25 protein-coding genes are annotated in these 22,054 nt (G+C 50.3%); 6 read left to right on the top strand and 19 right to left on the bottom strand.

Features of this window, described 5'->3' with window-relative positions:
- Positions 1-37: 37 nt before the first annotated feature.
- The 10 genes from phnP to phnF are packed head-to-tail and all read right to left on the bottom strand — an operon-like array spanning position 38 to position 7,582.
- Entirely contained in the window at positions 38-796 is a 759-nt protein-coding gene (gene phnP / locus LC084_RS20145) for a phosphonate metabolism protein PhnP (RefSeq protein WP_226573345.1), read from the bottom strand.
- On the bottom strand, positions 778-1,332 hold the full coding sequence (gene phnN / locus LC084_RS20150; protein ID WP_226573348.1) for a ribose 1,5-bisphosphokinase: 555 nt from the start codon (positions 1,330-1,332) through the stop codon (positions 778-780). Before phnN ends, phnP begins: the two co-directional genes overlap by 19 nt.
- Positions 1,332-2,468 (bottom strand): alpha-D-ribose 1-methylphosphonate 5-triphosphate diphosphatase, encoded by a 1,137-nt coding sequence (gene phnM / locus LC084_RS20155; RefSeq protein WP_226573351.1) that lies wholly within the window; start codon positions 2,466-2,468, stop codon positions 1,332-1,334. Before phnM ends, phnN begins: the two co-directional genes overlap by 1 nt.
- The gene (gene phnL, locus LC084_RS20160) at positions 2,465-3,166 is read right to left on the bottom strand and encodes a phosphonate C-P lyase system protein PhnL (protein WP_226573353.1); all 702 of its coding nucleotides are present in this window, start codon (positions 3,164-3,166) and stop codon (positions 2,465-2,467) included. The genes phnM and phnL overlap by 4 nt, the downstream gene beginning before the upstream one ends.
- A gap of 6 nt (positions 3,167-3,172) precedes the next feature.
- Positions 3,173-3,934, bottom strand: coding sequence for a phosphonate C-P lyase system protein PhnK (gene phnK, locus LC084_RS20165; RefSeq protein WP_226573466.1), 762 nt, complete (start codon positions 3,932-3,934; stop codon positions 3,173-3,175).
- On the bottom strand, positions 3,927-4,775 hold the full coding sequence (locus tag LC084_RS20170) for an alpha-D-ribose 1-methylphosphonate 5-phosphate C-P-lyase PhnJ (RefSeq protein WP_226573356.1): 849 nt from the start codon (positions 4,773-4,775) through the stop codon (positions 3,927-3,929). The genes phnK and LC084_RS20170 overlap by 8 nt, the downstream gene beginning before the upstream one ends.
- Positions 4,768-5,841 carry a carbon-phosphorus lyase complex subunit PhnI gene (locus LC084_RS20175; protein WP_226573360.1) on the bottom strand — a complete coding sequence of 358 codons (1,074 nt, stop codon included), beginning with the start codon at positions 5,839-5,841 and terminating at the stop codon, positions 4,768-4,770. The genes LC084_RS20170 and LC084_RS20175 overlap by 8 nt, the downstream gene beginning before the upstream one ends.
- On the bottom strand, positions 5,841-6,419 hold the full coding sequence (gene phnH / locus LC084_RS20180) for a phosphonate C-P lyase system protein PhnH (protein ID WP_226573363.1): 579 nt from the start codon (positions 6,417-6,419) through the stop codon (positions 5,841-5,843). Before phnH ends, LC084_RS20175 begins: the two co-directional genes overlap by 1 nt.
- Complete coding sequence (gene phnG, locus LC084_RS20185) at positions 6,416-6,865, bottom strand: phosphonate C-P lyase system protein PhnG (RefSeq protein WP_036103369.1); 450 nt, start codon at positions 6,863-6,865, stop codon at positions 6,416-6,418. Before phnG ends, phnH begins: the two co-directional genes overlap by 4 nt.
- Positions 6,866-7,582 carry a phosphonate metabolism transcriptional regulator PhnF gene (gene phnF, locus LC084_RS20190; protein WP_226573366.1) on the bottom strand — a complete coding sequence of 239 codons (717 nt, stop codon included), beginning with the start codon at positions 7,580-7,582 and terminating at the stop codon, positions 6,866-6,868. It abuts the gene before it with no gap.
- A gap of 326 nt (positions 7,583-7,908) precedes the next feature.
- Here phnF and LC084_RS20195 point away from each other — a divergent pair, with 326 nt between their 5' ends.
- Complete coding sequence (locus LC084_RS20195; protein WP_036103375.1) at positions 7,909-8,118, top strand: YdgH/BhsA/McbA-like domain containing protein; 210 nt, start codon at positions 7,909-7,911, stop codon at positions 8,116-8,118.
- A 39-nt stretch (positions 8,119-8,157) separates the two neighbouring features.
- Here the strand turns inward: LC084_RS20195 and LC084_RS20200 are convergent, their stop codons facing one another.
- A complete protein-coding gene (locus LC084_RS20200) occupies positions 8,158-9,075 on the bottom strand; it encodes a LysR family transcriptional regulator (RefSeq protein ID WP_226573468.1) in 918 nt (305 codons plus the stop codon).
- A 101-nt stretch (positions 9,076-9,176) separates the two neighbouring features.
- Here LC084_RS20200 and LC084_RS20205 point away from each other — a divergent pair, with 101 nt between their 5' ends.
- Positions 9,177-9,653, top strand: a complete 477-nt coding sequence (locus tag LC084_RS20205; protein ID WP_226573369.1) for a GNAT family N-acetyltransferase — start codon at positions 9,177-9,179, stop codon at positions 9,651-9,653.
- A 112-nt stretch (positions 9,654-9,765) separates the two neighbouring features.
- Here LC084_RS20205 and LC084_RS20210 read toward each other — a convergent pair whose 3' ends face one another.
- Positions 9,766-10,614 carry a GGDEF domain-containing protein gene (locus LC084_RS20210; RefSeq protein ID WP_226573371.1) on the bottom strand — a complete coding sequence of 283 codons (849 nt, stop codon included), beginning with the start codon at positions 10,612-10,614 and terminating at the stop codon, positions 9,766-9,768.
- 1,279 nt (positions 10,615-11,893) lie between these two features.
- Between LC084_RS20210 and LC084_RS20215 the strand changes: the two genes are divergently transcribed.
- Positions 11,894-12,670: an EAL domain-containing protein gene (locus LC084_RS20215; protein ID WP_226573374.1), complete on the top strand. Its 777-nt coding sequence runs from the start codon at positions 11,894-11,896 to the stop codon at positions 12,668-12,670.
- Between the two features lie 63 nt (positions 12,671-12,733).
- On the opposite strand, the gene LC084_RS20220 is transcribed toward LC084_RS20215, so the two are convergent.
- Entirely contained in the window at positions 12,734-12,889 is a 156-nt protein-coding gene (locus LC084_RS20220) for a hypothetical protein (RefSeq protein WP_226573377.1), read from the bottom strand.
- A 92-nt stretch (positions 12,890-12,981) separates the two neighbouring features.
- Between LC084_RS20220 and yghU the strand changes: the two genes are divergently transcribed.
- Positions 12,982-13,833 carry a glutathione-dependent disulfide-bond oxidoreductase gene (gene yghU / locus LC084_RS20225; protein WP_226573380.1) on the top strand — a complete coding sequence of 284 codons (852 nt, stop codon included), beginning with the start codon at positions 12,982-12,984 and terminating at the stop codon, positions 13,831-13,833.
- Between the two features lie 109 nt (positions 13,834-13,942).
- Here yghU and LC084_RS20230 read toward each other — a convergent pair whose 3' ends face one another.
- From LC084_RS20230 to yieH, 4 genes are all read right to left on the bottom strand, one after another.
- On the bottom strand, positions 13,943-15,538 hold the full coding sequence (locus LC084_RS20230; protein ID WP_226573383.1) for an ABC transporter substrate-binding protein: 1,596 nt from the start codon (positions 15,536-15,538) through the stop codon (positions 13,943-13,945).
- A 153-nt stretch (positions 15,539-15,691) separates the two neighbouring features.
- Positions 15,692-16,267, bottom strand: coding sequence for a hypothetical protein (locus LC084_RS20235; RefSeq protein WP_226573387.1), 576 nt, complete (start codon positions 16,265-16,267; stop codon positions 15,692-15,694).
- Positions 16,268-16,339: 72 nt separating this feature from the next.
- Positions 16,340-16,882 carry an OmpH family outer membrane protein gene (locus LC084_RS20240; protein ID WP_226573390.1) on the bottom strand — a complete coding sequence of 181 codons (543 nt, stop codon included), beginning with the start codon at positions 16,880-16,882 and terminating at the stop codon, positions 16,340-16,342.
- A gap of 347 nt (positions 16,883-17,229) precedes the next feature.
- Positions 17,230-17,895 (bottom strand): 6-phosphogluconate phosphatase, encoded by a 666-nt coding sequence (yieH, locus tag LC084_RS20245; RefSeq protein ID WP_226573393.1) that lies wholly within the window; start codon positions 17,893-17,895, stop codon positions 17,230-17,232.
- A 165-nt stretch (positions 17,896-18,060) separates the two neighbouring features.
- On the opposite strand from yieH, the gene LC084_RS20250 reads away from it, so the two are divergent.
- Positions 18,061-19,398 (top strand): NCS2 family permease, encoded by a 1,338-nt coding sequence (locus tag LC084_RS20250; protein ID WP_226573396.1) that lies wholly within the window; start codon positions 18,061-18,063, stop codon positions 19,396-19,398.
- Between the two features lie 134 nt (positions 19,399-19,532).
- Here the strand turns inward: LC084_RS20250 and LC084_RS20255 are convergent, their stop codons facing one another.
- Both LC084_RS20255 and LC084_RS20260 read right to left on the bottom strand, forming a co-directional pair.
- Positions 19,533-20,264 (bottom strand): 4'-phosphopantetheinyl transferase family protein, encoded by a 732-nt coding sequence (locus tag LC084_RS20255; protein ID WP_226573398.1) that lies wholly within the window; start codon positions 20,262-20,264, stop codon positions 19,533-19,535.
- 180 nt (positions 20,265-20,444) lie between these two features.
- Entirely contained in the window at positions 20,445-20,756 is a 312-nt protein-coding gene (locus LC084_RS20260; RefSeq protein WP_226573399.1) for a SelT/SelW/SelH family protein, read from the bottom strand.
- 219 nt (positions 20,757-20,975) lie between these two features.
- On the opposite strand from LC084_RS20260, the gene LC084_RS20265 reads away from it, so the two are divergent.
- A complete protein-coding gene (locus tag LC084_RS20265; RefSeq protein WP_226573401.1) occupies positions 20,976-22,010 on the top strand; it encodes a hemin-degrading factor in 1,035 nt (344 codons plus the stop codon).
- Positions 22,011-22,054: the final 44 nt, after the last annotated feature.

The following is a 22,054-nucleotide window of genomic DNA, read 5'->3' on the forward strand; positions in this document are numbered from 1 at the left end:
TAAAATGATTAAACGGTGAACAACCCGCAGTTAGCGGTTACAGGGCCAGTGTCATGCCATCCCATGCGGGGGAAACAGATGCTGGCAGGCGGTTTTCCTGCAACCAGTTATCCAGCCCGTGGCTGATATGGCTAAGCCAGGTGTGCTGCGGTTGTAGCGCATGGTGAATCGCCAACGCCTGAGTGATGTCGTTATGGTTACGCGGCGGGGTGCCGCCAGGCGGGTGGCTGCAATCCAGCACCAGGTGACCCAGCGGTGCGTTTTGCAAAAATGCCAGCGTTTCAGGTGGTAGCCCGCAGGTGTCGCACAGCCAGGCCAGGGTATTACCGGGGTCACCGTTTTTCCTGAAAACATAGCCAAAGGTGATTTTTGAGTGCTGTAAAGGTACTGGCGTGACGGTCATGCCCGGCCACTGAACAGGCTCAAAAGGCGTGAAAGGTGCCTGAAAATCCAGGATTCCGGGGTGTTTGAATAAATCATCACAACCTTGTGAGTCTGGCGGGCCAAACACCGGGATCGGTTCCCCCATGCCCCAACGCAACGGGAATAGCCCCTGGACATGGTCCATATGGTAGTGGGTGAGCACTATCCGGCTCAGTTCGCCTGGCGCAAAGCGCTGCTCAAGGTGGCACTGCCCGGCATCAATGAGTATCTTTTCTTCACCGGCCTGGAGCAAGGCGCTGCACGGGCCACGGGCATAGCGGTTATCGTGCCGGGCACGCTGGCAGGCAAGGCAGCCACAACCAAAGACCGGCACTTGTTGCGCGCCACCGGTGCCTAAAAAGGTGAGTTGCATAATGCGTTGCCCTCCAGCAACTGGTTAAACGCCGCCAGGGTTTCCTCCAGCGCGCCATCGTTTTTCAGGCAGATGGCATCGGGTTCAGGAACGCAAACGTTGCGTTGCAAACGCAGAGCGATAGCCGCTTCGTCTTCTCGCCCCCGCAGGCGTAGCCGCCGGGCTAACACATCTGAAGAGACTTGCAGCACCACGGGAAACAGCTTATCGCCATAACGTTTCCGGGCAGCAGGCAAATGCTGGCGGGAGCCGTTTACCAGAACATTCAGCCCCCGCTGTAACCACAAGTCAATTTCCACACCCAGCCCATACTCACAGCCATGGGCCTGCCAGTGCAATGCAAACAACCCTGCCTGTATGCGGCGATGGAACTCTGTGGTAGTCAGTGCCACATGGTTTTCCCCGCCCGCAGAGGCCGGGCGGGTAATGTACCGGTGGGCGATAACCAGCCCGGCAGGCGCTTGCGCCCGCAAGGCATCCAGCAGGCTGTCTTTCCCTGAACCCGAAGGCCCTGTCAGCCAGATTAACCGCGCCATCAGTAAACCTGTCTCCCTTGCGACCAGACATGGCGCACCTGTGCATGCCCGTGGTGGGTATGCGCCAGGACCAGGTCTGCCCGCAATCCTTCGGCAATACGCCCACGGTCGGCAAGGCCAATCGCCCGCGCCGGGTTTGCCGTCACCATGGCGATAGTTGCCGGGAGTTTCAGTGCGTTACGCTCATCTTTCGCCAGGCGAAACGCAGCATCCAGCAGGCTTGCCGGGTAGTAATCCGATGACAGAATATCCAGCAGGCCACTGGTTGCCAGGCAGTGCGCTGCCACATTCCCTGAGTGCGAACCACCGCGCACAATGTTCGGCGCGCCCATCAGGATGCGCAGGCCTTTGTCCCGTGAATGCTGTGCAGCCTCATATGTGGTAGGGAACTCTGCTATTACGCTGCCCATTTCACAGGATTCATCCACATGCGCCGCCGTGGCATCATCGTGGCTGGCCAGTGCCAGGCCGCGCTCACGGCATAATGCAGCGATCGCTTCACGGTTGGGGCGTGACCAGCGGGCCGCCAGAGCAACCTGCTCGCTTTCAAACGCTGCCATTTCGCTATCTGTCAGTTGGTATTTGCCCTGGTAATATTCACGGAATTTCTCCAGCGAAGCATACTGGCGCTGGCCTGGTGAATGGTCCATCAGTGATACCACACGCAGGATATCGGTGTTCATCAATTGTTCAAACAACGGCAGCGTGGCGTGGTAAGGTAGCTCGCAGCGCAAATGCAAAAGGTGATCGGCCCGGTTGGCATTCCGGCCGCGGCTTTCCTGAATCGCGCCTATCATTTTTTCCAGGTTATCCAGGCGGTGGCCGCCGTCACGCACATCACCCACACCAATGGCATCCAGTACCGTAGTAATACCACTGGCGACCATCAGCGCATCGTGGCTACTCATGGCAGAATGGGCTGGCCAGTCCACACCTGGGCGCGGGGTGAAAAATTTATCCAGGTTGTCGGTATGCAGCTCAACCAGCCCCGGCAGTAACCAGTCCTGCTCACCATCCAGCGCCTGTGGCAGTTGGCTGGCGGTTTCACTGTAACTGCTAATCACCCCATCACGCACTTCCAGTGAGCCGGAAACCACTTCCTGATCCAGCACCATACGTACATTGTTGATAATCATGCTTCTGTCTCCGCCACCTGGGGGTTCATGATATGCAGGCGGTTTGCCACCCGTTCTCTGACTTCGCGGTCATGAAAAATGCCGACAATTGCCGCACCACGGTTGCGGGCTTCTTCAATCAGTGCCACCACTGCTGTGCAATTTTTGTTATCCAGCGACGCGGTGGGTTCATCCAGCAGCAATACTGGCGACTGGGCGATAAACCCGCGGGCGATATTCACCCGCTGCTGCTCGCCGCCGGAAAACGTGGCAGGTGCCAGTGACCATAAACGTTGCGGTACGTTGAGGCGGGCGAGTAATTCACGGGCTTTGTCTTCGCACACATCGCGCGCTTCGCCCCGCTCCAGCAAAGGCTGCATCACCACTTCCAGCGCACTGATGCGCGGGATCACGCGCAAAAACTGGCTCACCCAGCCCAGCGTATCGCGCCGCAACGCCAAAATTTGCCGGGCGCTGGCTGTCACCAAATCAACCTGTTCGCCCTTGTGGCTAACGTTGATGCTGCCCGAATCCGGCAAATAGTTGCCGTAAAGCGTGCGCAGTAGCGTGGATTTACCGCTGCCTGAGTGGCCGTGTAAGACCACACACTCCCCGGCGTTTACTTGTAGTGACACCTGGTTAAGGACCGGCAACCGCGCCCCTTGCTGGTTGTGCAGCACAAAGGTTTTGCACAGCCCTTCTACATTTAGCATTGTCATGTTGAGTTACCCGAGAATGGAGGAGACCAGCAGTTGGGTATACGGGTGATGGGGGTCGTCCAGTACCCGGTCGGTCAGGCCGCTTTCCACCACCTGGCCTTGCTTCATCACTAACAGTCGGTGGGCCAGCAAACGCGCCACACCCAAATCATGGGTGACAATCACCACCGCCAGGTTGAGGTCCCGCACCAGGTTACGCAGCAGATCCAGCAACCGGGCCTGTACCGAAACATCCAGCCCGCCGGTTGGCTCATCCATAAACACCAGGGCCGGGCGGGTAACCAGGTTGCAGGCAATTTGCAGGCGTTGTTGCATGCCGCCGGAGAACGTCACGGGCAGGTCATCGAGCCGGGACGGGGCAATTTCCACATCCTGCAACCAGTGGCTGGCTTCTGCGCGAATATCACCATAGTGGCGTGCGCCTGCGGCCATCAGGCGTTCGCCGATATTGCCGCCTGCGGAAATACGCGGGCGCAGCCCGTCAAGCGGGTGCTGGTGCACCACGCCCCACTCGGTGCGTAATAAGCGCCGGCGCGTGGCTTCGCTGAGCTGATACAAATCCTGCTCGCGGTAATGAATTACGCCCTGTTGCGGCACCAGGCGGGCCGAGAGCGATTTCAGTAAGGTGGTTTTGCCGGAGCCGGATTCCCCAACAATTCCCAGAACTTCGCCGGGAAAGAGGTCGAACGAGACATGTTCAAACCCCTTTCCGGGGGCATACAGGTGGGTCAGATTGCTGACACTAAGCAGTGGCTGTTCTTCAGGCATCATGTTGTTTTTCCTGCTGCTGGCGGCAATAGTCGGTATCGGAGCAAACAAATAAACGGGTGCCGCTGTCGTCCATCACCACTTCATCAAGGTAACTGTCACGCGAACCACACAACGCACAGGGTTGGTCCCAGTGCTGGACATCAAAGGGGTGGTCGTCAAAATCAAGGCTTTCCACCTGGCAATAAGGTGGCAGTGCGTAAATGCGCTTTTCCCGGCCTGCGCCAAACAGTTGCAACGCGGGCATCATGTGCATTTTGGGGTTATCGAATTTGGGAATGGGCGACGGGTCCATCAGGTAGCGCTGGTTAACCTTAACCGGGTAGGCATAGGCAGTGGCGATATGCCCGTAGCGGGCAATGTCTTCGTACAGTTTCACCTGCATCACACCGTATTCTTCCAGTGCATGCATCTGCCGGGTTTCCGTTTCTCTGGGCTCAATAAAACGCAGGGGTTCCGGAACGGGTACCTGGTAGACCAGGATCTGGTCTTCACGCAGCGGGGTTTCCGGAATGCGGTGGCGTGTCTGAATCAGACTGGCATCAACAGTACGTTCAGTAATGCCCGCCCCACTCACTTTCTGGAAAAAGTGCCGAATAGAAACCGCATTGGTGGTGTCATCGGCCCCCTGGTCAATCACTTTCAGGGTATCGGCATCGCCAATAATACTGGCGGTTATCTGGATACCACCGGTTCCCCAGCCATAGGGCATCGGCATTTCCCGCCCAGCAAAAGGCACCTGGTAGCCGGGGATAGCCACCGCTTTGAGGATGGCACGGCGGATGGTGCGCTTGGTTTGTTCATCCAGGTAGCCAGGGTTATAGCCGGTTAAATCATGCATTTTTCTTTGCCTCCCGGGTGGCGCGAACCTGGTGTAACAGGGCAAGCTCTGCCTGGAAATCAACGTAATGGGGTAATTTCAGGTGCGAGACAAACCCTGCGGCTTCCACGTTATCTGCATGGGCCAGCACAAACTCTTCGTCCTGTGCCGGGCCATCAATGGTTTCCTGCCATTCGGGAGCCTGTAGCGCACGGTCCATAAGCGCCATCGCCATGGCTTTGCGTTCTCCGCGGCCGAAAACCAGGCCAAACCCACGGGTAAACGCAGGGGGTTCCACCTGGTCGGTAAAGCCATTGACCATTTCGCAGGCTGTCAGCACCATTTCGCCGATACTGACAGCAAACCCCAGTTCTTCCGGCACAATTTCCACATCCACATAACCACTGCGGATCTCACCAACAAAGGGGTGGTTGCGCCCGTAACCGCGCTGGGTGGAATAACCGAGTGCCAGCAAGAAACCTTCATCGCCACGTGCCAGTTGTTGCAACCGTGCACTGCGGGAAGCCGGGTATTCCGGGGGTTCGCGGGTAATATCCTGCGCCGGTGTCTCGTTTTCCGGTTCCGGTACTGCGAGCTGCTCCTGCTCAAGCAGGCTGAATACTGTGGGGACAGCTTCCGGTAAAGGCTGGTCGCCGGGAGGTACATCCGGAACTTCGCCATCGGCCAGTAACATAAAATCAAGCAGCCGGTGGGTGTAGTCATAGGTTGGCCCCAGCACCTGGCCGCCGGGAATATCCTTGTAAATAGCTGAAATGCGCCGTTCACAGCGCATAGACTGCATGCTGAGCGGCTGGCTGTCGGCCAGGCGAGGCAACGTGGTGCGGTAAGCGCGCAGTAAGAAAATGGCTTCGACCAGGTCGCCACTGGCCTGTTTGATTGCCAGTGCCGCCAGTTCCGGGTCGTACAACCCGCCTTCCGTCATCACCCGGTCTACCGCCAGGCCCAGTTGTTGGTTGATTTGCTCACAGTGCAGTTCTGCCACTTCCGGCTTACCACGCCGTAATGCCGCCTGCAGGCGGTGTGCGTGCTCAATGGCCTTTTCGCCACCTTTCACTGCCACATACATCAGCACACCTCCACATGGGTGGTGCGCGGCAGGGCCAGTAGTTGGTTGCCGCAAGTGAGGATCAGGTCGCAACCTTCCGGGAAGGTATCCGCGTGGTGGCGCAGGAAGTCTGTTGCTGCCTGGGGAAGTTGCGGTGCAATGGCGCGCATTTCGCTAATACCGGGCCCCCACAGGCGCATATTCAGGCCACCATTTAAGCCCGGCACTTCCAGAATCACTGTTGTGCTGGTTTCGGGGGCATCTGCCTGGCCGGGTGAAAAACGGTGCAAAGCCGGGTCTTGCCGGGCATCCACCAGGGCAAATAATGCACTGGCCGGGTCTGCTGTTTGCGGTGCTCCGGTATGAAAACGCAGGTTTTCTGCCACGGTGTCGTTATGCAATGCCGGGTCAATCCAGACGGGCGTATCGCCGTCAACCAGCGTTAACAGCACGGCTGTTGCCGCCGGGGAAAGCCCACTCCAGCCCTGTTCCAGGGGCAGGGTGACAATCACGCCTGGCTCACTCATTGCTTTCAGTAAACGGCGAAATGCATATTGCGCATCGGCCACAGGCCGGTTGAAACTTGCCATTAATGTCATGGGTTCTCTCCGCGAACCAGGGTGAAAAAGTCGACTTTGCTGCCTGCGATTTCCCGGGCACGCTGTTGCTGGCGCTCTGCCCGGTTCGCGGCCAGCGGGGTGATGACCTGTTCCAGAATCAGTTTGTAAAATGCCGGGTGTTGCAGTAATGCATCCAGTACCGCACAGCGTTCTGCATGGGCTTTACGGCGGCCCATGACATAGCTGAACCCGCACAGGCCTTCGGCAAGGCGTATGGCGGCGCGGGTGATGGTGACATCGCCCACCACAAATCGCTGCCCGGTATCACCTGCTCGGGCCTGGACACGAGCCATGCCGCACTCAGGTTCCCGCAGCGCGGTCCATTCAGGGGATAAATTCAGGGGTTTCCAGTAGCGCGCCAGTTCATCGTCCTGGCTGTGCGCCAGCACCGACATCCAGTGCTGGCGTTCGGTTTGCTTCTCCATTCAGTGCTCCAGAGTCAGTTCAATCATGTCGCCACGGGTCAGGCTGATGGAGTACTCCACGTTGTCGCCCGCCGTGTTTTTGTTCAGGGTGCGTACGTAAAGCAGCGGTGCCTGTAGCGGGAGTTGCAGGAGTTTGCACTCTTTGGCCTGAGCACGGCGGGTTCCAATACGGGTTTGGTGGCGCACCAGTGACTGCCCCAGGCGCTCATGCAAAAAGCGGTGTAAAGAGCCCTGAGTAAATTGCTGCAGTACCGGCCACCAACTCAGGTCGCGCAGGTAGTGGTTAATCACACACAGCGGGACATCGTTCACACGCCGCAAGGTGCGCAGGTGAATCACCTGGACGCCTTCTTCAATACCCAGCGCAGCCGACACGTCAAAGCTTGCCGGGCGCAACACCGCCAGTAAGCGTTCACTGGTGGGGTCACTGCCCTGCTCAAGTAAGTTCTGGGTAAAGCGGGACTGAGCATGAAGGGGGTAATCGTAAGGGCGTTTCAGTACCAGAATGCCCACGCCCTGGCGGCGCTGAACCAGCCCTTTATTGACCAGTTCATCCACAGCCCGGCGCAGGGTATGGCGGTGTACCGAAAAACGTGCCGCCAGTTGCTGCTCAGATGGCAGGTAATCACCAGTACGGTACTGGTGGTTAAGTTCCTGCTCCAGTTGTGCCGCTATGGCCTGGTAGACCGTGGTCGGATGTCTGGATAACTCCAGCATAAGCAACACCTCATTGGGTATGAGTGATTCATCAGGTGAAACAAACTGCCCACCTGGTTCTGACGACAGGAATACCCTGAAGCCTGAAGATGACAGCGGTGTGAACAATTCATGGCGGGCGGGTGAATTTGGAACAGCCGGGGGGGGGGGGTTACGCCAGGAGATGTGGCTTGTTACTGCGGTTCTGTACCGCAAATATATGGTTCATATTTTTTGAAAGAGATCCGCAAATTGTTTTGATTTTAATCACCACAAGGCAGGCATACCATTGTTCACATCAGGGCAATACAGCCCCTACCGAACAAAATCATTTAAGGAATACGACCATGAAATCCATCAAAACTTTCGTTGCAGTTGCTGCTCTTTCTGTTATGTCTTTCGGTGCTTTCGCACAGAGTGTGACTGCTACTGCCTCTACTCTGGATGGCGCTGAAGCACAAATCGCGGCTCAGGCAAAACAGGCTGGCGCGTCTTACCACATCACAGAAGCCAACGTGCATAACGGCGTGCATATGACCGCTGAACTGACCAAATAAGTGGGTTGCAGTGGTGTACTGTTGAAGCACTCACCCACTTCACTTCTTACCCGCAATCGCCTGCAGTTGTTGTTTAAGCCAGTGCGTTACCCCGCGCTGGCCACTGCGCTTATGCGAATAAATCTTCACGTCAAATGGCGGGGCATCAAAAGGCAGAGCAAAAATTTTCAGGTTGGCGGAGCGGGCCAGGCGTTCGGCGGCGCTGCGGGGAATGGCCATCAGCATATCAGAGTGTTCAATAATAAAAGGGGCACTTAGCATAGACGGTGTTTTAATCGCCACCTGCCGTGTGTGGCCCATTCGTTCCAGCTCAATATCCAGCACGCCTTGTGTTTCATTCCAGGGCGTTACCACGACATGGCTGGCAGCAAGGTAATCTTCCAGCGTTAAACGCGCTCTGTTTACATTGCTGATTACCACATACTCATCTCTTTGCCAGGTTATCTCGTCCAGGTCCGGGTGTTCTGTTTCATTCAACGCATTAAACCCCAGAGCCAAATCCACCTCGCCCGCCAGCAGTTCCGTCAATGCCGGGCTGTGGGGCAAATAGCGCAGTTCGAAACGGATCCCTGGCGCAAGAGGCTGCACTTTATGCATCAGTGCAGGGAAAACGCGAAAAGCCGTGAAGTCTGTAATGGCAATTTGCAGGCAGTCTGTTGCAACTGCAGGGGAAAAATCAGGTTGAGGGATGAGTTGCTGGTTTAAAAAGGTTAAGGCAGAGGCAATCGAGGGGGCGAGCTGGGTTGCGTACACACTCGGGCACATACGGTGGCCTTCGCGGAAAAAGAGCGGGTCATTTAACGCAGTACGCAAACGCGATAACGCATGGCTCAGTGCAGAAGTGCTCATGATCAACTCTTCGGCAGCCATACGCACAGAGCGATGGCGGTAAACAGCATCGAATACAGGTAACAGGTTCAGGTCAATACGTCTTAAGGCCGGATGCATAATATTCAACAACAGGTGATTTCATTGCACTTAATTCTTCCAACAATACTGATTATGCTTGCAGCCAGCAATCTCAACGACGGCATGATGCCAACAAAACAGGAAAACCAATGAGCATAACGATTCGCCAGGCAACCCCGAAAGACGCAAACGCTATCTACGACATGATTTATGAACTGGCGGTTTACGAAAAAGCCCCTGAAGAAGTCGTGACGACACCCGAAGAAATCAGAGCATCGCTGTTTGGCACGGACAGCAAAATCGAAGCGTTAATCTGCGAAGTTGCGGGGAAAATAGCGGGTTACGCGGTGTTTTTTACCAGTTATTCAACCTGGCTCGGCCGTAATGGTATTTATATGGAAGACCTGTATGTCTCACCTGATTTTCGTGGTATGGGTGCCGGAAAAGCATTGCTGAAAACCATCGCGCAATATGCAGTGACCCGGCAATGCGGGCGCCTTGAGTGGAGCGTGCTGGACTGGAACCAGCCTGCTATCGATTTTTACCTGAGTATTGGCGCACAGCCACAAGATGAATGGGTACGCTACCGCTTGTCTGGTGACGCGCTTATAAGCTTTGCTGAATAATACTGTTCATCCAGCCCCCTTTAACAGCACCAGAACAGGTTAACACCAGAGTCTGTTAAAGGGTTACCACCACGGCAGTTAAGTTCACCGTTTCTGAGCCAGCCATAGGGGGTTACCCGGAAACGGTTACCGAGCTTACCAGCGTATTACGCCCGGCTCGTTTCGCCTGGTAGAGCGCATCATCGGCACATTTGAATGCCTGGGCAACCGGCGTGCCTGGCAATACCTGGCACAGGCCAATACTGGTGGTAACAGATACGCTGCCACGCGGTGTTTCAACGGCAAGATCGCTTACTTTTTGGCGAATGTGCTCAAGGAAATGGCGCGCCAGAGGCTCATCGCTTTCGGGCAGGAAGCAAACAAACTCTTCACCACCATAACGAGCTACCAGGGCACCAGACGGCAGAGACTCTTGTATCTCACGGGCCACACGTTGTACTGCCAAATCACCAGCATCATGCCCGAATGTATCATTCACTTTCTTAAAATGGTCGATATCAAACAGCGCGAGGCAACCTTTGCCACTTCCCCGCACCAGTAATCTGTCCAGTTGTTCATTAAAATAGCGGCGGTTGTATAACCCGGTTAATTCATCACGAACAGAGCGCCGGTAGTGCCACTCTATCTGGTCAAATAAAAACAGTGACAACAGTGCACCCAGTACAAAATAACACCCCAGGTTTTGGGTAATGGTCATGGATACCTGAAATAAGGCAGGCTCAGGGCGCACAGACATTAGCAGGGAAGGAATTAAGGATGCCAGCACACACACCAGCGCCCCTGCGCCAGCCAGTTTCTCCCCCTTGCCACACTGGGCCCGATGATGCCAACACACCACAAAGCACAGGAAAAACAATGTGGCATTATTTATTCCGCCAAGATAAACCCGGGTAATAAAAGACTGGGTATGAAGATAGAAAAATAATAATACTGTAATAAATAGAATAATATTACAGGACATTATTAGCAGATGTTTTCTTCGCACAGGAATACGAAACCAACTTAAGAACCCAAACAGCATCATATAAGCTGTTGTAACGTAAAGCCCATTAGCCAAAATAATCGAGAAAACTATGGGTAACCAGACACGGATCATCATCAGCGTGAATGCACTACCCAGAAAAAAGAAGCACAGGAAAAAGTATGTCGCGGCCTTTTTTTTATGTCCCGACTGGTTTCGGCTCACCTGGAAAAGAAAGAAGCAACCAATCAGGCTGCATATAATATTGTTAAAAATACTGGCTAAAGTTACCGCATCAAAAGCAGTCACATGAAGTTCCTGGTGTTAAACATTCAGATTCAAGGGCCAGCCCGGCAGGCATAAAGGTTAAGCCTGTTTCACACGAGTAATCCTCAAAGCAAGTGTATAGCTGAAATTAAGTGGCAAACTTTGCCCGGGGCCAGGCAACAAATAAAAAGCGTTGTAAAGCAGATTGTATGCTGTTTGTTTGGCATAAGATTAGCACCGCCAGTAAGGAGACGCTACCGCTTAACCCAGTGAACAGTTAGCACTACCTTTTGCAGCTAAGCAGGGCAATTCACCTTGCCGTATTTTCCGCTGCTATTATCACCACCTTTTTGTGTGATCATACTAATTATGGTGGTTGACAACTGCTGATTTTCGCGCCTTGTAAGGTTTATCTTAAATTCCTCTGTTTAATAAGAAAAACTTTAATGCATTTTCAATAAGATAAAGCAAATTTACCCGTAACAAAATCATCACCCACCAAGAAAAAACAGCACGGAACTTACTAATTTATATAATATTTTTCAATTAGTTATCCTGATGCGCAATTGATTTTAGCGATCATTACAAAATATACAATAGCTGTTAACTATCAAATAATAATGAATGATCGGTTTAAACGATTTTAAAATAAGATTATGACATTTATAATCCCTTAACAATCCATTAAGTATTACTAATGGAAAAATCGTTCCATAAAACAGGTGATCATTTCCGTCCTGAATGTCACTTGTGTGTTGGCGTTATGACATAAGAATTTTCAAGCATCAATGTCTTCGGCACCCAGCCAACTCCGTCAAAGTAGTGTTAGCACTATCATACTTTTCTGACCTTCGGGTTAGCCCTGAACAAAGGGCTGAAGACTGAAATGTGTACCTGAAACCAAAGTTGGTGCCGTTTTGGGCAGCTTACATTTGTTTTTTGTTGCTTTGTTTGCTGCTGTTCAGTAATGCGGTACCCACACATAATGCTGCATTAATAACAATGAGAAAGCATGGACATAACTAACGAGTTAAAAGTCGCGTTGGAAAAACAGGAGCATTTATCTGTACATTACCAACCGATTTACTGTGTGAAAAACAGTGAGATACATTCACTGGAATCGCTGGTGCGCTGGAATCACCAGACACATGGTTATATCTCGCCGGAGTTGTTTATTCCTCAGTCAGAAAAAGATGGTTCGATTTACGAGCTGTCACTCTTTGTTCTGAAAGAAACATGTGAAATGCTTAAACAACATCCTGATATAAAAGCATCAATCAATATTTCACCATCATTATTTAAAACTGATGGTTTTTTTAATGATTTTATTAACACATTAAAATCGCATGCCATTCCAGCAGCGAGGATTGAAGTGGAAATCACTGAAAATCTGACAATTGAACATTTGAAATATGGCAAACATCACCTCGATTATTTTAAAAATATCGGTATCACTGTCAGTATGGATGATTTTGGTGATGGTCTGGCCAACTTTGTGCAATTACTTAACTACCCGTTCGATAAGATAAAAGTGGATAAACAGTTGGTGCAAAACGTTTCCCGCAATAGCTGCAAATACAGCATTCTTAAACATCTGATTAAATTAAGCCACGATATGGGCATGCAGGTAACTGCAGAAGGTGTTGAAAATATTGAAGATTTTAAAACTTTAATAGATTTTAAGTGTGATTACATTCAAGGTTTTCTTATTTCAAGAGCCTTGCCAAAACAGCAATTTTTTGATTTTTTGACTCACTTCAGCACCAGGGAAAATTTTATTTATAATTAATTCAATATGTTATTCAACCTGTTTACCCAGTATGGTAATGCAGGAATCGTAATTGTGTAATTTTCACGGATTACGTGGGCAACGGCCAGCCAGGTCCGCCAGCCACAACAGCAAAGTGAAGACGACATTCACCCAAGGATAATCCTTGTTATCCTTCTCTTTTATCCCGTTATCTGTTGAACAGGTAACGGGATTTCTTTTCTCTGGCTTACTTCTCATTGTGAATGATTTCATGACTAATAGTGTTCAACCGGGCAAAACAGACCTGCTACACTCCCTGTAGATTTTCATTCAACAATGGGATATCACCTATGACAGTAAATACATGGCAACCGCCAAAAGTCTGGGCACCACCGGCGAAAGACAGCGGCACATGGTCAGCCATTAACCGGCCGGTGTCGGGTGCCACTCACGAAGCAACGCTTCCTTGTGGGAAAAACCCTATTCAGCTTTATTCGCTGGGTACGCCGAACGGGCAGAAAGTGACAATCATGTTGGAAGAGTTACTGGCCGCCGGTGTGGCTGATGCAGAGTATGATGCACATTTAATTCGTATTGGCGAAGGTGACCAGTTTTCCAGTGGTTTTGTCGCCCTGAACCCTAATTCCAAAATCCCAGCATTGCTGGACCGCAGTGAAGACCCTTCAGTGCGCGTGTTCGAATCAGGCGCAATTTTGCTCTATCTTGCAGAAAAATTTGGCCACTTTCTGGCGAAAGACCTGGCAACCCGGACGGAAACACTAAACTGGTTGTTCTGGCTCCAGGGTTCTGCCCCTTTTGCTGGGGGTGGGTTTGGTCATTTCTATGCATACGCACCAGTCAAACTCGAATATGCGGTGAACCGCTATGCCATGGAAACCAAGCGGCAACTGGATGTGCTGGATAAATTGCTGGCGACACGTGAGTTTATCGCGGGTGCTGACTACTCTATTGCCGATATGGCAATCTGGCCATGGTACGGTGGGCTGGTGCTGGGCCGCCTGTATGACGCGGCTACTTTCCTGGATGTTGCCAGTTACACCCACGTGGTGCGCTGGGCAAAAGCCATTGATGCACGCCCGGCAGTAAAACGCGGCCGCATTGTGAATAAATCCAATGGTGAACCGGGTACATTCCTGCCTGAACGCCATAGCGCAGCCGATTTTGATGGGCTGACGTTGTAAGTATTAAGAATAAACGTTTCAGTTGTCACCGCCCTGTTTCCAGGGGGGTGACAACATCGTTAACAGCAAAGTTAACAGCAAAGTTAACAGCAAACCCTGATTTATTTTCTCAGTTCAGTTTCGCTTTCGAGAAATCACTTCCCATCAGGCTGACGCTGTACCCGGTTACATTACTGCGGGTAGCATAGAAGGTTTTCCCATTTGCTAATGTCAGCCATGGAGCCTGTTCATAGAAAATGGTCTGCGCCTGTTGGTACAGTTTCGCGCGGGTTGCCGGGTCGCTGGTTTCTTTCGCTTTGGTTACCAGTGCATCGTAGTCTTTATTACACCAGTGAGCTGCGTTGGAGCCACTTTTAATGCTGCCGCAACTGAGCAGTGTGTCAGCAAAGTTATCCGGGTCACCATTATCTGACATCCACCCGTACAGTGCCGTTGCATGCTCCCCTTTACGCAGGCCGGATAAGTATTCGCCCCATTCCCAGGTCACAATTTTGGCTTTCACGCCTACTTTTGCCCAGTCGCTCTGGATCATTTCAGCAATGCGCCGTGAGTTAGGGTTATATGGGCGCTGAACCGGCATGGACCACAAGTTGGTTTCAAAGCCATTCGCATATCCCGCCTGTTTCAGCAGAGCTTTGGCTTTTTCCGGGTTGTAATCATAATCCGGTAAATCTTTTTTATAGCCCATCATCGTTGGGGGAATAGGTGATTTTGCCACCGTGCCGGAGCCCATAAATACAGCGTCAACAATCGCTTTTTTATCCACTGCATAGTTAAGCGCCTGGCGCACCAGTACATTATCGAAAGGCTTTTTCTCGGTATTAAAGGCCAGATAACCCACACTCAACCCATCAATTGCGTGCAGGGTAAGGTCTTTATCTTTTTTGATGGTGTCAAACTGTACCGGGCTTGGTGCCGGGATAATCTGGCACTCGTTTTTCTCCAGTTTTGCTAAACGGGTTTGCACATCGGGAGTGATAGAGAAAATAAGGTGTTTGGTTGGCACTGCGCCATCCCAATAATTGGGGTTGGCAATATAACGAATCAGGGAATCGACTTTATATTGTTGTAACGCGTATGGCCCGGTACCAATCGGCCAGGTATCGACATATTCCGGCGTGCCTTTTTTCAGCATGGCATCGGCATATTCTGCAGATAAAATCGACGCAAAATCCATACCCCAGTCGGCAAGGAATGCGGCATCGGGTTTAGTCAGCACAAACTGAACATGGTAGTCATCCAGTTTGTTAACTTCTTTAATAAGCGATGACAGCTCCAAATCATTAAAGTATTCGTAACTACCATGAGAAACATTGTGGTAAGGGTTTTTCGGGTCTTTCTGGCGCATGACCGAGAAAATCACATCATCGGCGTTAAAATCCCGCGTGGGTGTAAAGTATTTATTGCTGTTGAATTTCACACCCTTGCGCAAAGTAAAAGTGTAGGTTTTGCCATCGGGGCTGATAGTCCATGATGTTGCCAGCGAAGGGACTGGCGAGTTATCTTTCGGGTCGAATGTCACCAGGCGGTTATACAGTGTCTGCGAGCTGGCAACAAATGTCGGGCCAGAACTGGCTAATTGCGGGTTAAAAGATTCGGGGGAAGCAACGGAGCAATAAACCAGTGTGCTTTCCGCTGCCAGTGCCGCACTGGCGGGAAACAGGGTAGAAAATAACAACCCAGTAAGAAATTTCCTTGTCAACATATCGTAAGCCTGCCATTTTTTAAAACGTAATGACAGCACAGGCCAACTGATTTCGCAAATAATGAAAAGAACTCAGGTTATGACTTTTTCAGGCATTATGAGTAAATTTTCTACATATTTTACATTCCCTGTATGCACTGGCTGGTAAGTGCTTCATAAAGTGAACTCAATTTGATTACGGCCTTGTAGCCCAAGGAATACCGATTCAGCCAGAAATATATTACCAGGGTTAACTTTATCGAGCCCTAATTGCTGCAGGATTATTTTTTTCATATAAAAAATACGTTTATAGGTAATATCATTAATTTCGGCCAGAAATTCGTAGCCATCGCCTTCCATAATGGATTGATAAATATCGAAATATGATGCTTTGAGTGCGATTTTTTCTGTACTCTGACGGCACAGTGTTTCACTCATTAGCAACCCTCTCAATTCAGCAGGCGTCACTTTCGATGGTGTAAATAACCGACGGAATTTAGGCTCCAGGCGGTTCCAGTGAGGAAGTAATATTATTTTCTCTGCTTTACAACGCATGAGTTTCAAGCTTACATTTCGGTACAACATGCGATTACGAATATTCATGACAATATAAAAATATTTATCAAGTTCATTGACAGATATTTTTAATATTTTCTCTGGGTTGTAGTGATGTACTGTGCAGAGCTTATCCATAGCAGCAGTAACGCCAACAGAAAAATATCTGTCATCGGAAATGACACAAATCATCATACTGGAGAGTCCCTTTACACCACCAGCGAATGGGGAAATGCGGGTATTACTGCCGTAATACCCATAAGAAAATTAATGGCTGGTAACTGGGGTGTTTTGTTCTTCAGACTTAATAGCCACTTCTGGCAGTGAATTAAACTTTACATTATGGTTTTTCAGTTTAACCAGGATCTCGTCTGTGATGTCTGCATCTTTAGCAACAGTCAATGCCGCCTGGCGCGGCAGAATGGCTACGGCACCGTGTTCATCCTGCCAGGACATTGCTGCTTCTGTGACTGCCGCCAGCACAGCTTTACGCGCATTTTGTTGTTCTGCCTGCCACTGAAATTGCAAAATCTGCCCATCCGCCTGGCGGGCTAAATTCACTTTTTCTTCATCCATGGTGCTATATTGTTTCCCGGCCAGTTCAGCCCCCTGCTGCAAGCGCTCATTAACCAGACGCAAATGTGCAGCTTCCTGCTCCGCCAGCCCAGAATCCACTAACAACTTTTCCATATCGACAAATTTCACGGGTTCAACTCCTGTTGTTTTCTCATTACAGCCTGCGACAAGTCCCGCCGCCAGAACGAATGCAATCGCTTTTTTTGTTAACCGGAAAAAACGACCTGTATTCATCTCATACTCCTTTATGTTGTATTTACCAGGCAAATAGAACAACTAACCCCTGGGTACAAGATAAAACGGCAAAAGAGGATGAAATCTGAAACTGCTACGCGAATTTTTTGTGGTAGCAAGAGGATATGGGTCAAACATTCAGTAGTGATTAATATCAATTAAAATGACAACAACGAGACTTAATTAATATAAATTAAATATAATAAGAATATTATTCTAATTATTGCTATTTTTAACCTAAAAAAGCGAAGATAAACAGCACAAAAACCATCCCGTTTTTATTGCCATTTCTTGTTACAACACATGGCAAAACTGGCTAAAAAGCCAGAAAAACGGGAACAGGTAGGTTAGCGCGTAAGTGCCCACCCTTGGGCCCGCCACAATGCAGGTAATTGCGCCAGGTCATGAAAAACAGTGACGCGTGGGTGGCTTATAGGCTGATTATGTTCGTCGGCACAGAGATAAAACACATGCATTCCCGCTGCGACACCTGCCTGGGCCCCTGCCATAGAGTCATCAACTAAAATGCAATTTTCCGGCTTAACTTGCATGACTTCGGCAGCATGGAACATTAATGCCGGGTCCGGCTTCCAGCGTTGAATATCATAACCACTGAACAGGCGCTCATGGAAAAAATGCAGCATGCCCGTTTTGCCCAACGACTGCTGCATTTTAGATACTGGCCCATTTGAGACAATGCACATAGGAACCGTCACAGATTCAACCAGTGCATGTGCGCCTGGGATCTCTACCAGTTCGCTCTCAAACAAGCGTGCCACTTCAGCACGATAAACGGGCTCCAGTTCGGTTTTATCCAGTTGAACACCGTGCTCATGATTGATTGTATCGATGATTTCGTAGAGTTTAATGCCTTTAAAGCGCCGATACATGGTATCCAGGCTCAGGGTAATACCAAACTCGTGGAACATATGCACATACGCTTTGGAACAAATCACCTCGCTATCGACCAGCGTCCCGTCGCAGTCGAAAAAGATGGCTTCAATGGCTGACATCGGTTTTCCTGAATTCGTAAGTTGAATGTTTACTCTACGTGGTTTGCGCAATGCAATCGATCCCGTATGCGCTAATCAATGAAAAAAATCCGGCTATTGCCTCTATATTTATGCATTTTGGTATAGGATAGCGACGTTTTTTTCTTCCTTTACCGGAAATTGATCATGAATCAACAACACACTACCCCGGCAGAAAGTCAGGGATTGCTGGAGCGCGTCTTCAAGTTACGTGCCCACGGAACGAGCGTACGCACGGAAGTGATCGCCGGTTTCACCACATTTTTAACCATGGTGTATATCGTTTTTGTTAACCCACAAATTCTTGGGGTTGCAGGGATGGATACCAGCGCTGTATTTGTCACCACCTGCCTGATTGCAGCATTTGGCAGTATCCTGATGGGGGTATTTGCTAATTTGCCAGTGGCACTGGCACCCGCTATGGGGCTGAATGCCTTCTTTGCCTTTGTGGTTGTAGGGGCCATGGGCCTGCCGTGGCAGGTTGGAATGGGCGCTATTTTCTGGGGCGCCATCGGTCTGTTACTACTGACTATTTTCCGAATTCGCTACTGGATGATATCCAATATTCCGGTTAGCCTGCGTGTAGGGATTACCAGTGGTATTGGTCTGTTCATTGCGATGATGGGGCTAAAAAATGCAGGCGTTATTGTAGCGAATAAAGATACGCTGGTCGCCATTGGTAATTTGACTTCTCACTCGGTGCTGTTTGGCATTATCGGGTTCTTTATTATTGCGATTCTCGCATCACGTAATATTCACGCTGCAGTGTTGATTTCCATTGTTGTTACGTCCTTGCTGGGCTGGATGATGGGCGATGTTCACTACACCGGTATTGTCTCTGCACCACCCGATATCCACACTGTTTTCGGCCATGTTGACCTGGCGGGTTCCTTCAATATTGGCCTGGCTGGCGTTATTTTCTCTTTTATGTTGGTTAACCTCTTTGACTCTTCCGGAACACTGATTGGTGTAACCGATAAAGCTGGGCTCGCCGACAAGCAAGGGAAGTTTCCTCGCATGAAGCAGGCACTGTTTGTTGACAGTGTTTCTTCTGTAACAGGCGCATTTATTGGCACATCGTCAGTCACTGCCTATATTGAATCTTCTTCCGGGGTCTCTGTTGGTGGGCGTACCGGGCTGACTGCGGTTGTGGTGGGTGTTCTGTTCCTGCTGGTCATTTTCCTGTCCCCACTGGCCGGTATGGTGCCCGATTATGCGGCTGCCGGTGCACTGATTTATGTGGGTGTTCTGATGACCGCCAGCCTGACACGTGTTGACTGGAACGATTTGACTGAAGCCGTACCGGCGTTTATTACCGCTGTAATGATGCCGTTCAGTTTCTCGATTACCGAAGGGATCGCGCTGGGTTTCATTTCATATTGCGTGATGAAAATCGGCACCGGCCGCCTGCGGGACTTGAGCCCATGCGTGGTAGTCGTTGCGTTGTTGTTTGTGCTGAAAATTGTATTTATTGATGCGCATTAATACCCGGTAGTTGATTAAAAAACGGCTGCAAGCAGGGTTCCCCCAGGCAGCCGTTTTTTTATTTTTACCCTGCGATTTGCCAGGCAAGGTAGTAGCCACAATCTGGCGAGCAACACCAGCACCACCATCAACGGTTATTTAATGATTAATGCCTTATCCGATGACATGCTGGTGAAACGCATTAGCCGTGTATCCGGGCCATGTGCCCTTTCCTGTAAATCTTTCAGCACTCGCCAGCCTGAAACCGTATTGAACTCCCACAATTTCAGGCGTTCTGCCGCTGGCGCGCCTGCAACAGACCAGACCAGTAAATCTTCTGCATCACAAATGGCTTCAACCAGCGCCATAGGGGCAAAACGTAACCGCCCAACCCCAGGTAGTAATTGCAATTCATGAGTAATATCATTGGGCTGACCAATCAATTTACCCAAACTCTGGCGCACTGCCAAAATTTGTACCCAGGCCTCTTTCGGGTCGGTCTGATTATTGATCCAGATGATTTCATTACTGGTCAAACCTTCACGCTCGGTGGGCGAATTCATGATGGTCCGTTGAAGCTCCATATCCAGACCACACTTCCCTTCGGTTGCAACAACAACACCTGCGCAATTTCCAGCATAAGCAACTGAGAAGTCGGGTAATTCCTCACCGACGAAACGCGGTCGCCCCTGCTCTACAGTGATCTCAGGCAATACAGCAATGCCGTATAACATAAACATCAATTCGGCCAGCAAACTGCGAGAAGCCAGAAAGCGATTACGTTTATGAGGTGGGAGTTGTTGCGAGTACTTCAGCACCTGGGCAGAAAGGCGCGGCGATAAATTATGTGGGTAAGACAATATCCCCCGTGCAAAGTGCGTAGCCATCGTTCACTCCTTGATTAATGGGCAGTTAAAAGGTGTATTCACAGCAAGCCACACCGGATAAATACCAGGCGCCATGCAATACGTTGGAACCGAATTTTACGCATTTAAGAAGTAAAAAGCTCAACACATCATAACAATCACTGAACTTTACATTGTACATATCACCCCAGTAGAAAATGCTCAACCGTCCCTGGGTTCTGGGGTGGAATGACGGGGTAAGTCACTATGACCAAGACTGCGCTCCGGGAAACAAACATCCCGAACTCGCTGCTTGAGTGTTGGCGCATCGGGAAACCCGCCATCACGTTTACGTTCCCAAATAACGTGTTCATTTACCCAAATGACAAATGTCCCGCCTGTTGCGGGCTTAAGTGTCACACTCGCCAGATCATCCGCAAAGGTAAAAAGTAACTCCTGCGCCATCCACGAGGAACGAAGCAACCAATTACATTGAGTGCAGTACTCAATAATCACCTGAGGTTTTGATTCCATAGTCACTTTTCCTCTGCGAATTCATACTAAATATACACGCCAAACATAGAACAATTCTCATTATCAGACAATGCATTGCTTACATCGCGTGTTTATATTAGTTTTATTTCATATTGCTAACACTATTGTAACGTTAATACTGTGTCTGGCCTCCTGTGTTGTCCCCCTGCCCGTTGTCACCTTTTATTCTGCTTCGGGGTTATTAAGGAGAATGGTTTTATGAATGGTCGTTATCAACATTACTTGTCACTCAAAGCCACACATCCGCACAAACATACTTGTGAACTGGCGGCACAAATGGCAATCAGTGAAGCCGAATTGCTGATGTGCAGACTTGGGCAGGATACCGTTCAGTTGCGCCCGGATTTCACCGCTTTACTCCACGGTTTGTCTCAAGTGGGTGAAATAAAGAATATTACCCGCAACCGTTATGCCATCCACAAGCAAATTGGGTGTTATGACAACTTGCGCCTGGGCCAACATGGCATTGTACTGAACCCACGCGAACTCGATTTACGCCTGTTCCCTGCGCAGTGGCATTGCGCCTTTGCTGTCGATGAACAAACACCACAGGGGTTACGCCACAGTATTCAAATTTTTGATAACCAGGGCGATGCCGTACTCAGCGTTTTCACCACTGACCATACAAATCTCACCGCCTGGCGTGAACTGATTAGCCAATGCAGTGTGCGCAAACACCGCGAGCTGGATCTGCATACACCATTATCTCTTTTACCCACCAATGATAATGATATTAATGAGCAAGATCTGGAGAGTGAATGGCGCGCGATGACCGATGTTCACCAATTCTTTGGCCTGCTGAAAAAACATGGAGTTTCCCGCCAACAGGCATTCCGCTCCGTGGGAACAGACCTGGCCTGCCAGGTCGATAATGATGCCGTACTGCACATTCTCACCCAGGCCGAAAAAGCGCAAAACGAAATAATGATTTTTGTTGCGAGCCGTGGTTGTGTACAAATCTTCACGGGTGCAGTGGATAAAGTAACCGCTAAGGATGAGTGGATATATGTGGAGAGCCGGGCATTTTCATGGCAATTACACAGCAGCGAAATTGCCGAAAGTTGGGTCACACGCAAACCCACACGCGAAGGGTTCGTGACGAGTCTGGAACTGTTTGCTGCCGATGGGACACAGATTGCACAACTCTATGGTCAGCGCACAGAGGGAACGCCAGAACAAAACACCTGGCGCGAACAAATCGATTCGGTGATGAACACCGGTGTGGCCGCGTAATCAAGGAAAAACCAGGCCGGATAAAATCCGGCACTCAGGGAAGG

Source organism: Mangrovibacter yixingensis (genome assembly GCF_020523985.1).
Classification (GTDB): domain Bacteria; phylum Pseudomonadota; class Gammaproteobacteria; order Enterobacterales; family Enterobacteriaceae; genus Mangrovibacter; species Mangrovibacter yixingensis.